The sequence below is a fragment of the Pseudomonas sp. HC1(2025) genome, assembly GCF_058742075.1.
In genome coordinates this window covers 3,071,349-3,085,786 of record NZ_CP196017.1, presented here as the reverse complement: position 1 = coordinate 3,085,786, position 14,438 = coordinate 3,071,349, and the positions used below count along the sequence as shown (strand labels likewise).

Genomic DNA, 14,438 nt, shown 5'->3' with positions numbered 1-14,438 from the left:
TTGGTCGCGATTAAAGCAAAGGCCTGCGGCCAGCGCAAATGATATTGGTTTGCTTTTGCGAAAGAGGTTGCCTGCAGATCTGCACAGATCAAATTGATGCCGAGCGCGAAAAACTCGCGCTTTAATCTGAGATAAATGACTTCAGATTCTTTTTGCACCCATTGCAACAGAATATCAAAACAGGCCGGCAGGCTCGGCCTGAATATCCCAGCTAAAGATCAGAACCTCCTTTGCATCACTCCCCGCACCACCCCCCGACCGTGTACTTGATATCGGTACTCTCCATGTGAAAGCCGGCAAATACCCTGCGAATGTCAGGATGATCATTGAGGCTAATAATGGCCTCATACTGTTCCAGACCGAAAGGAACACCCTAGCCCCGCGTCTGCCAGTACGGAGGGTCGCAGTAGAACAGCGTATGTTCACGGTCATACTTCTTCATTACCTCCTGCCAGCCAAGATGCGCTGCTGATAGAGTCTCCTCGCTCCGTAGCAAGTTCAGTCCTGGTGACGTGGTAGTCGCCGTACCGTAGGTCTGACCATCAACGCGGCCCCCGAGGGCAGACTGCTGTAGGTAATAGAATCTGGCGGCCCGCTGGATATCAGTCAGCGTTCCCGGTCTGGTTATTTGCAACCACTTAAACACCTGGCGGCTCGACAAAGCCTACTTGAACTGCCTGACAAACTCTTCCAGTTGGTTCTGTACAACTCGGTAAAGGTTGATTAGATCGCCGTTAACGTCATTTAGCACTTCGACGTCTGCCGGTACCGGCCGTAGGAAGAACAGTGCGCTGGCTGGAAGTGATGCGCACAGCCTGGGCCAATGAGTGGCCCAGGGCTTTTAAACGAGTTTAAAAAGTGTTGATGTTTTTTAGAAAACTGCCGGTTAAAAGTGACTAAATTTTCCGTAATGAATTAGGTATAGCGCCTAAAGGTCCATCTGTGATGATAAAGCTCACTCGATCTCCTACCTTAAAGTAACTACTGCGCAAGCTAGGCCAGGGTGATATAGAGCCTTCCACAGTGGGCCGTCCTAAATCGGACTTTGTAATAACACTCGGTTCGTCTGGTAAAGGAAATGGATCTATAGCGTCGCCATCAAAATCCTCCGGTCCATAGTTGGAACCTATATCGAAAATCACATCTTTACTTCCTCCATCGGGTTTTACGACCGCAGACTTCGTAGGAGGTTTTTCTGGCTCTCCCCAAACTATAGCTATCTGAGGGTAGTCACCAATTGATGTAATGACGCCAGTGTAATTAGTCGTTGTAGTAGGCTTTGCCATGCTCGCTCTCCTTGCCAAAACTGGATTCGTGAGTATTGCCTGCAAAAATGAGGCACTGCAGGAGAGATGACACAACACTAATGGAAAGCCGGCTACTGTCAAAATTGACAGGCCAGGCTGTTGTTTCGAGCAAATTCCCTACCATTCGTCTCTTTCAGCGTTGGTCTGGCTGGCCAGCTCGGCGGCAATGCTGCGCATCAGCAGCTCCGGCAGGCGGGGGCTATTGAGTTCGACAGTGATCATTGCAGTCTCCTAGGCGGCCTCTTGTTTGCGTTTGAACATGTCCGCCAACCCGGTACCAGGGGCATGGTTAAAGCCTGGGTCCGTGCGGAACGTGATCGGTTTTCCTGCCGCGTCGGTGGTGCGCACCAGCGTCACCTGGGCGGTTCTGATTTCGCCCGTGCGTTTGTCGGTGCCGGTATCGACGGTTTGGCGGCGGCCTCGTTACGTAGCGTGGTCATTTTCATTGCACTGGCTGCAACTCTATTTCAGAACTCCGCTCACCATGGACCGTTTTATCCCGGAGTGTCCCAGGTTTATCTCGCACCGCCCCTGGTATTTATCTCAGTCCTAAACATCAAGTGTGGGAGGCAGCGGTGGATCCCGCCCCCCCCAGCATCAAGCCAGATCAGATACGCGAAGTCGGCACCAGGAACGCGGCCTCCAGCAGCTGCCGGGTATAGGCATGCTGCGGATCGGCGAAGATCGTCTTGGCATCCCCCTGTTCCACCACCTGGCCCTGCTTGACCACCATCAACTGATGGCTCAGGGCCTTGACCACCGCCAGGTCGTGGCTGATGAACAGGTAGGTCAGGTTGTACTTGGCTTGCAGGTTGCGCAGCAGTTCCACCACCTGGCGCTGTACCGTGCGGTCCAGGGCCGAGGTCGGTTCGTCCAGCAGGATCAGGCGTGGCTTGAGCACCAGGGCGCGGGCGATGGCGATGCGTTGGCGTTGGCCGCCGGAGAATTCGTGGGGGTAACGGTGGCGGGTCTGCGGGTCCAGCCCCACTTCCTTGAGCGCCGCGATAATCGCCGCTTCCTGTTCGCCAGCGGTGCCGATCTTATGGATGCGCAAGCCTTCGCCGACGATCTCGCTGACGCACATGCGTGGGCTCAGGCTGCCAAACGGGTCCTGGAACACCACCTGCATTTCCCGGCGCAATGGCCGTACCTGTTGTTGGGTCAGTTGGTCCAGTTGCTGGCCTTCAAAACGGATCCCGCCCTTGCTGCCGATCAGCCGCAGGATCGCCAGGCCGAGGGTGGATTTGCCCGAGCCGCTTTCACCGACAATGCCCAGGGTCTGGCCCTGGGGCAGGCTGAAGTGGATACCGTCCACGGCCTTGACGTAGTCGACGGTGTTGCGCAAAAAGCCTTTCTTGATCGGGAACCAGACCTTGAGGTCGTCGACTTCCAGCAGCGGCGGGCCAATCGCATTGGTCGCCGGCCCGCCACTGGGCTCGGCGGCCAGCAGTTCCTGGGTGTAAGGGTGCTGCGGGGAGCGGAACAGCGCCTCACAGGACGCCTGCTCGACAATGCAACCGCGCTGCATCACACACACGCGGTGGGCAATGCGCCGCACCAGGTTCAAGTCATGGCTGATCAGCAGCAGCGCCATGCCCAGGCGCGCCTGCAACTCCTTGAGCAGTTCGAGGATCTTCAACTGCACGGTCACGTCCAGGGCGGTGGTCGGCTCGTCGGCGATCAGCAGTTCCGGCTCGTTGGCCAGGGCCATGGCGATCATCACCCGCTGGCGCTGGCCGCCAGACAATTCATGGGGCAGGGCCTTGAGGCGCTTGTGCGGTTCGGGGATGCCCACCAGGTCCAGTAGCTCCAGGGTGCGCAGGGTCGCGGCCTTGCCGGTCAGGCCCTTGTGCAGGCCCAGCACTTCGTTGATCTGCTTTTCGATGGAGTGCAGCGGGTTCAGCGAGGTCATCGGCTCCTGGAAGATCATCGCAATGCGGTTGCCGCGAATCTGGCGCAAGGGCTTTTCTTTCAGGGTCAGCAGATCCTGCCCGGCATACTCGATGGTGCCGGATGGATGCCGCGCCAGGGGGTAGGGCAACAGGCGCAGGATCGAGTGGGCGGTCACCGATTTGCCGGAACCGCTTTCGCCGACCAGGGCCAGGGTTTCACCACGGCGAATATCGAAGCTGATGTTTTCCACCACGCGCTGATGCTGCTCGCCGGTGACGAACTCGACGCTGAGGTCGCGGACTTCGATCAGATTGTCCTGATTCATCTCATTTCCTCGGGTCGAAGGCATCGCGAGCGGACTCGCCGATAAACACCAGCAAACTCAGCATGATCGCCAGCACCGCAAAGGCGCTGATGCCCAGCCATGGCGCCTGCAGGTTGGATTTGCCCTGGGCCACCAACTCGCCCAGGGACGGCGAGCCGGCGGGCAGGCCGAAGCCCAGGAAGTCCAGGGCAGTCAGGGTGCCAATCGCGCCGGTGAGGATGAAAGGCATGAAGGTCATGGTCGAGACCATGGCGTTGGGCAGGATATGGCGGAACATGATCGCGCCGTTCTGCATGCCCAGGGCCCGGGCCGCGCGCACGTATTCCAGGTTGCGCCCGCGCAGGAACTCGGCGCGCACCACGTCCACCAGGCTCATCCAGGAAAACAGCAGCATGATCCCCAGCAACCACCAGAAGTTCGGCTGCACGAAGCTGGCAAGGATGATCAGCAGGTAAAGCACCGGCAGCCCGGACCAGATTTCCAGGAAGCGCTGGCCGGCCAGGTCGACCCAGCCGCCATAGAATCCCTGCAAGGCCCCGGCCGCCACGCCGATGATCGAACTCAATACCGTGAGGGTCAGGGCAAACAGCACCGAGACCCGAAAGCCATAGATCACCCGTGCGAGCACGTCGCGGCCCTGGTCGTCGGTGCCCAGCAGGTTGTCGGCCGACGGCGGGGCCGGGGCCGGGACTTTCAGGTCGTAATTGATGCTCTGGTAGCTGTAGGGGATCGGCGCCCAGAGCGTCCAGGCATCCTTGGCCTTGAGCAGTTCGCGGATGTACGGGCTTTTGTAGTTGGCTTCCAGGGGGAATTCGCCGCCGAAGGTGGTTTCTGGGTAGCGCTTGAGCGCCGGGAAGTACCAGTCGCCGTCGTAATGCACGGCCAGCGGCTTGTCGTTGGCGATCAACTCGGCTCCCAGGCTCAGGCCAAACAGGATCAGGAACAGCCACAGCGACCACCAGCCGCGTTTGTTGGCCTTGAAGCGTTCGAAGCGGCGGCGATTGAGGGGGGATAGATTCATCTCAATGCTCCCGGCTTTCGAAGTCGATGCGTGGGTCGACCAGGGTGTAGGTCAAATCGCCCATCAGTTTTACCACCAGGCCCAGCAGGGTGAAGATAAACAGGGTGCCGAACACCACCGGGTAATCGCGATTGATCGCCGCTTCAAAACTCATCAGGCCCAGGCCGTCGAGGGAGAAAATCACCTCCACCAGCAGCGAGCCGGTAAAGAAGATGCCGATAAAGGCCGAAGGGAACCCGGCGATCACCAGCAGCATGGCGTTGCGGAACACGTGGCCGTAGAGCACGCGGTGATTGGTCAGGCCCTTGGCCTTGGCGGTGATTACGTACTGCTTGTTGATTTCGTCGAGAAAGCTGTTCTTGGTCAGCAGGGTCATGGTGGCGAAGTTACCGATCACCAGAGCCGTGACCGGTAGCGCCAGGTGCCAGAAGTAGTCGAGGATCTTGGCGCCCCAGCTCAGCTCCTCGAAGTTGTTGGACGTCAGCCCGCGTAGCGGAAACCAGTCGAAATAGCTGCCACCGGCAAACACCACGATCAACAGGATGGCAAACAGGAACGCCGGGATCGCATAGCCGACGATGATTGCCGAACTGGTCCATACGTCAAAATGGCTACCATGGCGGGTGGCCTTGGCGATCCCCAGGGGGATCGACACCAGGTACATGATCAGAGTGCTCCACAGCCCGAGGGAGATGGACACCGGCATCTTCTCCTTGATCAGGTCGATGACCTTGGCATCGCGAAAGAAGCTGTCGCCAAAATCCAGCTGGGCGTAGTTCTTGACCATGATCCACAAGCGTTCCGGCGCCGACTTGTCGAAGCCGTACATCTTTTCGATTTCCTTGATCAGCGTCGGGTCCAGGCCCTGGGCCCCCCGGTAGCTGGAGCCGGCCACCGACACTTCGGCACCGCCACCGGCGATGCGGCTGGTGGCGCCTTCAAAGCCTTCGAGCTTGGCGATCATTTGCTCCACCGGGCCGCCGGGCGCGGCCTGGATGATGACAAAGTTGATCAGCAAAATGCCGAACAGCGTCGGGATGATCAGCAGCAACCTGCGAAAAATATAAGCCAGCATGTCAGTCGCCTCCGCTCGCCGGGTCGGCGCTGGTGTCGATGGGTGGCGTTGTGGCCGGCGGTGTGTCGGGTTTGATCCACCAGGTGTTGATGCCTACGTCGTAGCGCGGCGGGACCTTGGGGTGGCCGAGGTGATTCCAATAGGCCACGCGGTAGGTTTTGATATGCCAGTTGGGGATCACGTAGTAGCCAAACTGCAGTACCCGATCCAGAGCCTTGGCGTGGGCCACCAGGCTGTTGCGTGAGTCGGCGTTGATCAACTGTTCCACCAATTCGTCGATGGCCGGGTCCTTGAGGCCGATGTAGTTGCGGCTGCCGGGGTTGTCGGCACTGCCCGATTGCCAGAATTCACGCTGCTCGTTACCCGGTGACGAGGACTGTGGGAAGCTGCCGACCATCATGTCGAAATCCCGCGAGCGCACGCGGTTGACGTACTGCGAGACATCGACCCGGCGGATCACCAGCTCGATGCCCAGGTCTGCCAGGTTACGCTTGAAGGGCAGCAGGACGCGCTCGAAGTCGGTCTGGAACAGCATGAACTCGATGCTCACCGGCTTGCCGGTGGTGTCGACCATCTTGTCGTCAACGATGCGCCAGCCGGCATCCTGCAACAGTTGGTAGGCTTCGCGCTGCTGGGTGCGGATCATGCCGCTGGCATCGGTTTTCGGTGGAGCGAAGGCCTGGGTGAAGGCTTGCGCCGGGATGCTGCCGCGCAGCGGTTCGAGAATCGCCAGCTCGGCCGGGCCCGGCAGGCCGGTGGCGGCCATGTCCGAGTTTTCAAAATAGCTGCGGGTGCGGGTGTAGGCGCCGTTGAACAGCTGCTTGTTGGTCCATTCAAAGTCCATCAACAGGCTGATAGCCTTGCGCACCCGCACGTCCTGGAACATTGGCTTGCGGATATTGAACACAAAACCCTGCATCCCGGTGGGATTGCCGTTGGGCAGTTCTTCCTTGATCAGCCGGCCTTCGGCCACGGCCGGGACGTTGTAGGCATTGGCCCAGTTTTTGGCCGTCATTTCCTGCCAGTAATCGAACTGCCCAGCCTTGAGCGCCTCCAGGGCCACGGTGTTATCGCGGTAGTAATCGCTGATGCGGTAATCGAAGTTGTACAGGCCCTTGTTGATCGGCAGGTCCTTGCCCCAGTAGTCCTTGACCCGCTCGTAGCGGATCGAGCGCCCCGGCTTGACCTCGGCCACTTTGTACGGCCCGCTGCCCAGCGGGACCTCCAGGCTGCTCTTGGCAAAATCACGGCCGGCCCACCAGTGCTTGGGCAGCACCGGCAACTGGCCAAGGATCAACGGCAGCTCACGGTTGCTGGTGTGCTTGAACTTGAACAACACCCGCAGCGGGTCTTCGGCCACCACTTCGGCGACGTCGGCGTAGTAGGTGCGGTAGATCGGCGTGCCTTGCTTGATCAGGGTTTCAAAGGTGAACACCACATCTTCGGCACGTACTGGATGGCCATCGTGGAAGCGCGCTTCGGGCCGCAGGTAAAAACGCACCCAGCTGTTATCCGGAGCTTTTTCGATCTTGCCGGCGATCAGGCCATATTCGGTGATGGGTTCGTCCAGGCCCTGCTGGGCCAGGGTGTCGTAGACCAGGGTGATGTTATCGGCCGGCACGCCCTTGCTGATAAACGGGTTGAGGCTGTCGAAGCTGCCCATGGCCGACTCACGGAAGGTGCCGCCCTTGGGTGCGTCCGGGTTGACGTAGTCGACGTGCTTGAAGTTGGCCGGGTACTTGGGCGGCTCGTCATACAGGGTCAAGGCATGTTGAGGGGCAGCAACAGCCTGGGTGCACAACAGCAGGCCACTGATAATTGCAGTACGCAAAGCCATCATTGGGGTTTCTCCGATGCTTTCAGCCACCACGCGCTCAGGCCCAGGCTGTAGGGCGGCGTGGTCACGAAGGCGAACCGGTTACGGTACGCCAGGCGATGATAGTTGAGATACCAATTGGGAATACTGTAGTGCTGCCACAGCAGGACCCGATCCAGGGCCCGGCCGGCGGCGACTTGCTGGTCGCGGGTTTGGGCGGCGAGCAACTGCTCGAGCAGGTGATCGACCACCGGGTTGGCGATGCCCGCGTAGTTCTTGCTGCCCTTGATCCCGGCCTGGCTGGAGTGGAAGTACTGCCACTGCTCAAGGCCGGGGCTGAGGGTCTGGTTGAGGGTCATCAGGATCATGTCGAAGTCGAACTGGTCGAGGCGCTGCTTGTACTGCGCACGGTCCACGGTGCGCAAGCGCGCATCGACGCCGATACTGCGCAGGTTTTCCACATACGGTTGCAGGATGCGCTCCAGGTTCGGGTTGACCAGCAGGATTTCAAACCGCAGCGGCTGCCCATCGCTGTTGAGCAGGCGTTGCCCGGAAAGTTTCCAGCCACCTTCGGCCAGTAGGCCGAGGGCCCGGCGCAAGGTTTCCCGGGGGATGCCGCGCCCCTCGGTCTGCGGCAGGCTGAACGCCTGGGTAAACAGATTGGCCGGCAGTTGCTCGCGGTAGGGCGAAAGCATCAGCCATTCATGGCCCACCGGCAGGCCGCTGGCGGAGAATTCGCTGTTGGGGTAGTAGCTCAGGGTGCGTTTATAGGCGCCGCTGAACAGGGTGCGGTTGGTCCACTCGAAATCGAACATCAGCCCCAGCGCTTCGCGCACCTTGGCCTGGCTGAAAGTGGCGCGCCGGCTGTTCATGAACAGGCCCTGGCTCTGGGTCGGGATCTGGTGGGCAATCTGCGCCTTGATCACTTCGCCGCGATTGACTGCCGGGAAGTTGTAGCCATTGGCCCAGTTCTTGGCCTGGTGTTCGATGTAAATGTCGAACTCGCCGGCTTTGAATGCTTCGAAGGCCACGTCGCTGTCGCGGTAGAACTCGACTTCGACCTTGTCGTAGTTGTAGAAACCGCGATTGACCGGCAGGTCCTTGCCCCAATAGTCCTTGACCCGTTCGAACACCAATTGCCGGCCCGGTTGGACCTGGCTGATCCGGTAGGGCCCGCTGCCTAGCGGCGGCTCGAAGGTGGTGGCCTTGAAGTCGCGGTTTTTCCAGTAATGCTGGGGCAGCACCGGCAACTCGCCCAGGCGCAGGATCAGCAACGGGTTGCCGGCGCGCTTGAACACGAAGCGAATGCGGTGGGGGTTGAGTACATCCACCCGGGCCACTTCCTGCAGGTTGGTGCGGTATTGCGGATGGCCTTCGGTCAGCAACGTGCGGTAGGAAAACGCCACGTCGTCGGCGGTAATGGGCTTGCCGTCGTGGAAACGCGCTTGCGGGCGCAGGTTGAACACCACCCAACTGCGGTCTTCGCTGTACTCCACCGATCGGGCAATCAGGCCGTAGCTGGACGTGGGCTCGTCGCCGGACGGCGCGTACTGGCCGGTGCCAACCATCAGCGGCTCGTTGAGCTCATTGACCCCGTATTGCAGGAAATTGGCGGTGGAGACCGGGCTTGAGCCCTTGAAAGTATAGGGGTTGAGGGTGTCAAACGTGCCAAAGGCCATGACCCGCAAGGTGCCTCCCTTGGGCGCTGCGGGGTTTACCCAATCGAAGTGGGTGAATTTGGCCGGGTACTTGAGCGTACCGAACTGCGCATAACCGTGGTTTTCGGTAATGGTCGCATTCGCGCAAAAGCTCAAGGCCAGACTTATTAGTAGAAGGAGGGGACGCTTCAAGTCAGAGATCCGATCCGGGCGGCTTGGGCTTTATGATCGGTACAGTAACAGCTTGTTCCACTTGGAAAAAGACTGTTGAAAAGGCCATTTTCAGGCGCGGCGGGATCTTGAGCGGTGCACAGATCAAATGTGGGAGCTGGCTGGCCTGCGATGCACGCACCGCGGTGAATCAGTTACACCGCGTCGATGCAATTGCAGGCCAGCCAGCTCCCACACAAGCCTGCTTGCGCTTGGTTTATCTTGGTCCGGAGACCACCAGCATCTGCCCCGGCTTCAACGCCTGGCCAGTGCGAGGGTTCCAGCGCTTGAGATGTTGCATCTCGACGTTGAAGCGCTTGGCAACCATGTACAGCGAGTCACCTTTCTTGACCTTGTACTGCACCGGCTTCTTGCCGCCAGCCTTGGCCACCAGCTTGCGGGTGTCCTGCATCACCAGGGTCTGGCCGACTTTCAAGGCCTGGCCATTGAGCTTGTTCCAACGCTGCAGGTCATGCACGTCGACCTTGTTGGCCTTGGCAATCAGCGTCAGGTTGTCGCCGCTCTTGACCTTGTAGCTGCGCGAACGGCCGGCCACGGCCTTGTGCTCGACTTCGTCAAACACTGGCTTTTTCGGGCGCAGGCTCAACAATTCCTCGGGGTTCATCGAGGACAGGCTACTGGCCAGCAATTGCGCCTTGGAGGTGGGCACCAGCAAATGCTGGGGGCCATCCAGGGTGGTGCGTTGCTTGAAGGCCGGGTTGAGCTGGAACAGTTCGTCTTCGTCGATCTCGGCCAGCGCGGCGACCCGGGACAGGTCCATGCTTTGCTTGACTTCAACCATCTCGAAGTACGGCGTGTTGGCAATCGGGTTCAGGTTGACGCCGTAGGCCTCAGGGGCCAGCACCACTTGGGACAGCGCCAGGAACTTGGGCACGTAGTCCTTGGTTTCCTGGGGCAGCGGCAGGTTCCAGTAGTCGGTGGGCAGGCCGAGTTTCTCGTTGCGCTCGATGGCCCGGCTGACCGTGCCTTCACCGGCGTTATAGGCCGCCAGGGCCAGCAGCCAGTCGCCGTTGAACATGTCATGCAGACGCGTCAGATAGTCCAGGGCCGCGGTGGTGGAGGCGGTGATATCGCGGCGGCCATCATAGGCGCGGGTCTGGCGCAGGTTGAAGTAGCGCCCGGTGGAGGGGATGAACTGCCACAGGCCGACCGCATCGCTGCGCGAATAGGCCATTGGGTTGTAGGCACTTTCAATCACTGGCAGCAGCGCCAGCTCCAGGGGCATGTTGCGTTCTTCAAGGCGTTCGACGATGTAGTGAATATAGAGGCTGCCGCGTTCGCCGGCGTTCTCCAGGAACGATGGGTTGCTGGCGAACCACAGGCGCTGTTGCTCGATACGCGGGTTGACGCCGACACCGTCCTGCAATTGAAACCCCTGGCGCATGCGCTCCCAGACATCCTGGGGCACCTGCGGGCTTGGCTTCTCTGAGAGCCACAGGGGTTTTTGCTTGATCTTGGCAGTAAAAACGGGTTTGGGTTGCACGGTGGATTGTGCAGCGAAATGAGTGGTTTGGCAGCCCGCCAGAGTTGCGGAAACGGCCACCGCAATGGCTTGAGCCAGGCGGGTCAATGCGTCTGAATGGTTGGATTTACGAATAGATGACGACATTGGCTGGAAGTTAGTTCCGGGCAAAAATGTCGGGCGATTCTAGAAAGCGCTTTGGTTCCGGTCAACCATTCAGAAATTTCGTATCAGAAGCTGTCTGCTTAGAACGTATCTTTCCAAGCCCGCAAGCTAGCAAACACCTCGCTCCCAGGGCGGTTGTCGCGGCCATTCCGCTCGTCCGCTTTTTGTTTAACGGATGTTTCCGCGGTACGTAAGAAAGGGTTAGTCAATTTTTCCAGGGCCAGGGTCGACGGTAAGGTCATCTTGCCGGCTGCCCGCAGTTCGCCGACTTTTGCTACACGTTCGGCGATATCTGCGTTATCCGGTTCCACGGCCTGGGCAAAGCGCAGGTTACTTTGTGTGTATTCGTGGGTGCAGTACACCAGCGTATCAACTGGCAGGGCGGCCAGGCGTTCCAGGGAGTTGTACATCTGTTCTGGCGTGCCCTCGAACAAACGCCCGCAGCCGGCGGCGAAAAGGGTGTCGCCGCAGAACAGCAAGCCGTGATGATAAAAGGCTATATGTCCCAAGGTGTGTCCGGGCACGGCGAACACATCGAGGTCCCAGCCCAGCACCTGGATACGGTCGTTATCGTTGAGCGCGACGTCACGGGCCGGGATCTTTTCGTTGGCCGGGCCATACACCTTGGCGCCCGAGACTTGCTTGAGCTGCTCCACACCGCCGACATGGTCGTGGTGATGGTGGGTCACCAGGATGTCACTGAGGGTCCAGTCTGGATGCTGTTCAAGCCACGCCAGCACAGGCGCGGCGTCACCGGGATCGACCACCGCGCAGCGATGGCTGCGATGGTCTTGTAACAACCAGATGTAGTTATCGGTGAAGGCGGGCAGGGCACTGATCTGTATCATTCTTCTATTCGCCAAGCTGAACACATTGGTGCATCTTAGAACGTCTTGGCGAGTTGGAGAATGCAATGACTGATAAAGCGTTCGCCCAGGCCGATCCCGAGTGGCTGGCCTTGATCAGCGCAGCCCGTGAATGGCTGTCCGGGCCGATCGGGCAATTTCTGCTGGAACAAGAGCGGCTTATGCTCGAAGAAGAGCTGGAGCGCTTCTTTGGCGGCTACCTGGTGCACTACGGCCCTTCGGCCCAGAATCCGCCGCCTGCGCCCCAGGTGCAGCGCAATGTACGCCTGGGCGCGCCGTTGCCGGGGGTGGAGATTGTCTGCGAGGAACAGGCCTGGCCCTTGAGCGAGCATGCTGCCGATGTAGTGGTGATGCAGCATGGCCTGGATTTTTGCCTGTCGCCCCATGGCTTGCTGCGTGAAGCGGCGAGCGCCGTGCGCCCGGGCGGCCATTTGTTGATCGTTGGTATCAACCCCTGGAGTTCATGGGGCCTGCGGCACGTCTTCGCCCATGATGCGCTGCGCCAGGCCCGCTGCATCTCGCCCTCGCGGGTCAGCGACTGGTTGAACCTGCTGGGCTTCGCGCTGGAGAAACGCCGCTTCGGGTGCTATCGTCCGCCGCTTGCCTCGCCCAAGTGGCAGGGCCGTTTGGCTGGCTGGGAGCGCCGGGCTGGGGCCTGGCAGTTGTCCGGCGGCGGTTTCTACCTGCTGGTGGCCCGCAAGATCGTGGTCGGGCTGCGGCCGGTGAGCCAGGTACGGCGCGAGCCCATGGGCAAGTTGGTGCCGATGCCCCTGGCCAAGGTCAACCGTCGCTCCAGCGAGCCATAAATCACTTTTCTGGAATTCAGGTCGCAGTGTTCGACCTCGGGAGCTGCCGGTCGATTACCGGCAACCCGCTTTGATGGATAGCGTAATGACCGATAGCGTAGAACTCTTTACCGACGGCGCCTGCAAGGGCAATCCTGGTCCTGGCGGCTGGGGCGCCTTGCTGGTGTGCAAGGGCGTGGAGAAGGAGTTGTGGGGCGGCGAAGCCAACACCACCAATAACCGCATGGAACTGATGGGCGCCATTCGCGGCCTGGAAGAGCTCAAGCGCCGTTGCGATGTATTGCTGGTGACGGACTCGCAATACGTGATGAAAGGCATCAACGAGTGGATGGTCAACTGGAAAAAGCGCGGCTGGAAAACTGCAGCCAAAGAGCCGGTAAAAAACGCCGACCTGTGGCAGTTGCTGGATGAGCAGTGCAACCGCCACAACATCACCTGGAAGTGGGTACGCGGGCATATCGGTCACCCAGGCAACGAGCGGGCCGACCAGTTGGCCAATCGCGGCGTGGATGAAGTGCGCGGTTACAAACAGAGCTGACCGTCAGTCACACCGCAGCGGCCATTCGAGCTGCTGCTTCACGCCTCGCATCGCGCGGGGCGAATCCACCAGCACCGCATCGATTTTACGGCACGCCGCTGCTCGATAATCATCTTGGGTGTTAATGCCAATCGCCAGGATATGTACCTTGCCCCTGGACTGGAAACAGTCGATGGCAGGCCTTGTCCATAGCTTGGCATTCACCGGTGAGCGTGCTTCCCCAAGGGTGAAGGTTTCCACCAGCTCGACCTTGCGCTGATACTCAAACGCCACCCAACTTCCCGCTTCGGGGGCGGGCTGGCAGTTGTGGGCCAGGGCGACGTTGGCCAAGCGGTCGCGTGTTCGGTCCCTGGATTCGAACAGGCGGGCCTGGGGGTACTGGGCAAACGCGTGTTGGTAGCTGGCGTCCGTGGAGTAGATCAACACCCGGCCCCACGCATGGTTTTGCTCCAGTACCCGGGCCACGGCCCTGGCCTGGGTGTCGGCGGGCAGGGCTTTCATATCGAGGATGATCGGCGTGGTAGCCGGGATTACGGTCAACGCTTGCTGCAATGAAGGCAGCGGCACGGGACGGGTACGGTAGGGGTAGGTCACCTGGCCATTGGCCCCGTCCTGCTTGAATTGCCAGCCGGCATTGAGCTGTTGCAACTGGGCCAGGGTTTTTCCGGCCACGGCGCCGGTGCCGTCGGTATTGGCGCTCAGGTCTGTCGGTCGATACAACACCGGTACCTGGTCCAGGCTCAACTGCACCGTGAGCCATAGCACATCCACGTTATTGGCCAAGGCCTGGTCGATAGCCAGCAAGGTATTTTCCGGGAAGTCCGCCGTGCCCCCGCGATGGGCGACGATCTGCGGCAGCTGGCCAGTGGCGGCGGGCGGGGATGCGCAACCTGCCAAAAGAAGGCTGGTGACCAGCAGTACAACGGGATATCGGGTATCAATCATGGGTGTTTGCGTTCATCTATCACAGAATCAGGATCGCACCGGCGAGTTGCTCGTCAGTATCGCGTAAATCCGGCAGGGTGCGGCGAATATGCTGCAATGCCGATTCCAACTGAACGCCGCGTACCTTGCCCTGGCTGGCGACAAACGCTGCCGCATCGTCCTTTGCCGCCAGTACGACCTTGTCATCCTTGAAGCTGCTGCTGGTGCCTTTGGTGGCACTCATCGAGAGGCTGACCAAGGCGTCGGTGGTCATCACAAAGCTGGTGGCCTGGGCAGTGGCGGCGCCGATCAGGCACAGGGCGAGCAGGTGTTTTGGCTTGAGCATGGGCT

General features: G+C 60.0%; 12 protein-coding genes and 1 pseudogene. 2 read left to right on the top strand and 11 right to left on the bottom strand.

Annotated features, from left to right (window positions below; translation table 11 throughout):
* Positions 1–174: 174 nt before the first annotated feature.
* From ACSSVH_RS13815 to gloB, 9 genes and pseudogenes are all read right to left on the bottom strand, one after another.
* Positions 175–793, bottom strand: a pseudogene (locus ACSSVH_RS13815) (DNA adenine methylase); the annotation flags it as partial.
* A gap of 103 nt (positions 794–896) precedes the next feature.
* Positions 897–1,286: a hypothetical protein gene (locus ACSSVH_RS13810; RefSeq protein ID WP_169953242.1), complete on the bottom strand. Its 390-nt coding sequence runs from the start codon at positions 1,284–1,286 to the stop codon at positions 897–899.
* 628 nt (positions 1,287–1,914) lie between these two features.
* Positions 1,915–3,525 carry an ABC transporter ATP-binding protein gene (locus ACSSVH_RS13805; protein ID WP_169953244.1) on the bottom strand — a complete coding sequence of 537 codons (1,611 nt, stop codon included), beginning with the start codon at positions 3,523–3,525 and terminating at the stop codon, positions 1,915–1,917.
* 1 nt (position 3,526) lies between these two features.
* The gene (locus tag ACSSVH_RS13800) at positions 3,527–4,546 is read right to left on the bottom strand and encodes an ABC transporter permease (RefSeq protein WP_029291368.1); all 1,020 of its coding nucleotides are present in this window, start codon (positions 4,544–4,546) and stop codon (positions 3,527–3,529) included.
* A gap of 1 nt (position 4,547) precedes the next feature.
* On the bottom strand, positions 4,548–5,621 hold the full coding sequence (locus ACSSVH_RS13795; RefSeq protein WP_492633326.1) for a microcin C ABC transporter permease YejB: 1,074 nt from the start codon (positions 5,619–5,621) through the stop codon (positions 4,548–4,550).
* 1 nt (position 5,622) lies between these two features.
* Positions 5,623–7,461 (bottom strand): extracellular solute-binding protein, encoded by a 1,839-nt coding sequence (locus ACSSVH_RS13790; protein ID WP_492633325.1) that lies wholly within the window; start codon positions 7,459–7,461, stop codon positions 5,623–5,625.
* Positions 7,458–9,287 carry an extracellular solute-binding protein gene (locus tag ACSSVH_RS13785; RefSeq protein WP_170041305.1) on the bottom strand — a complete coding sequence of 610 codons (1,830 nt, stop codon included), beginning with the start codon at positions 9,285–9,287 and terminating at the stop codon, positions 7,458–7,460. Before ACSSVH_RS13785 ends, ACSSVH_RS13790 begins: the two co-directional genes overlap by 4 nt.
* A gap of 235 nt (positions 9,288–9,522) precedes the next feature.
* Positions 9,523–10,935, bottom strand: a complete 1,413-nt coding sequence (locus ACSSVH_RS13780; protein ID WP_169953252.1) for a lytic transglycosylase domain-containing protein — start codon at positions 10,933–10,935, stop codon at positions 9,523–9,525.
* A gap of 98 nt (positions 10,936–11,033) precedes the next feature.
* On the bottom strand, positions 11,034–11,801 hold the full coding sequence (gloB, locus tag ACSSVH_RS13775; protein WP_172311529.1) for a hydroxyacylglutathione hydrolase: 768 nt from the start codon (positions 11,799–11,801) through the stop codon (positions 11,034–11,036).
* A gap of 65 nt (positions 11,802–11,866) precedes the next feature.
* On the opposite strand from gloB, the gene ACSSVH_RS13770 reads away from it, so the two are divergent.
* Entirely contained in the window at positions 11,867–12,625 is a 759-nt protein-coding gene (locus tag ACSSVH_RS13770; RefSeq protein ID WP_169953256.1) for a class I SAM-dependent methyltransferase, read from the top strand.
* Positions 12,626–12,710: 85 nt separating this feature from the next.
* Entirely contained in the window at positions 12,711–13,163 is a 453-nt protein-coding gene (gene rnhA, locus ACSSVH_RS13765) for a ribonuclease HI (RefSeq protein ID WP_029291380.1), read from the top strand.
* 3 nt (positions 13,164–13,166) lie between these two features.
* On the opposite strand, the gene ACSSVH_RS13760 is transcribed toward rnhA, so the two are convergent.
* On the bottom strand, positions 13,167–14,108 hold the full coding sequence (locus tag ACSSVH_RS13760) for a glycerophosphodiester phosphodiesterase family protein (protein WP_172311527.1): 942 nt from the start codon (positions 14,106–14,108) through the stop codon (positions 13,167–13,169).
* A 19-nt stretch (positions 14,109–14,127) separates the two neighbouring features.
* Complete coding sequence (locus ACSSVH_RS13755; RefSeq protein ID WP_169953260.1) at positions 14,128–14,433, bottom strand: DUF2388 domain-containing protein; 306 nt, start codon at positions 14,431–14,433, stop codon at positions 14,128–14,130.
* Between the last annotated feature and the right edge of the window lie 5 nt (positions 14,434–14,438).

Excerpts from the sequence above, each read along its gene's own strand:
- gloB (WP_172311529.1), bottom strand. The coding sequence starts at position 11,801 with ATGATACAGATCAGTGCCCTGCCCGCCTTCACCGATAACTACATCTGG.
- ACSSVH_RS13810 (WP_169953242.1), bottom strand. The coding sequence starts at position 1,286 with ATGGCAAAGCCTACTACAACGACTAATTACACTGGCGTCATTACATCA.
- ACSSVH_RS13780 (WP_169953252.1), bottom strand. The coding sequence starts at position 10,935 with ATGTCGTCATCTATTCGTAAATCCAACCATTCAGACGCATTGACCCGC.
- ACSSVH_RS13760 (WP_172311527.1), bottom strand. The coding sequence starts at position 14,108 with ATGATTGATACCCGATATCCCGTTGTACTGCTGGTCACCAGCCTTCTT.
- ACSSVH_RS13770 (WP_169953256.1), top strand. The coding sequence starts at position 11,867 with ATGACTGATAAAGCGTTCGCCCAGGCCGATCCCGAGTGGCTGGCCTTG.
- ACSSVH_RS13790 (WP_492633325.1), bottom strand. The coding sequence starts at position 7,461 with ATGATGGCTTTGCGTACTGCAATTATCAGTGGCCTGCTGTTGTGCACC.
- rnhA (WP_029291380.1), top strand. The coding sequence starts at position 12,711 with ATGACCGATAGCGTAGAACTCTTTACCGACGGCGCCTGCAAGGGCAAT.
- ACSSVH_RS13755 (WP_169953260.1), bottom strand. The coding sequence starts at position 14,433 with ATGCTCAAGCCAAAACACCTGCTCGCCCTGTGCCTGATCGGCGCCGCC.
- ACSSVH_RS13800 (WP_029291368.1), bottom strand. The coding sequence starts at position 4,546 with ATGAATCTATCCCCCCTCAATCGCCGCCGCTTCGAACGCTTCAAGGCC.
- ACSSVH_RS13795 (WP_492633326.1), bottom strand. The coding sequence starts at position 5,621 with ATGCTGGCTTATATTTTTCGCAGGTTGCTGCTGATCATCCCGACGCTG.
- ACSSVH_RS13805 (WP_169953244.1), bottom strand. The coding sequence starts at position 3,525 with ATGAATCAGGACAATCTGATCGAAGTCCGCGACCTCAGCGTCGAGTTC.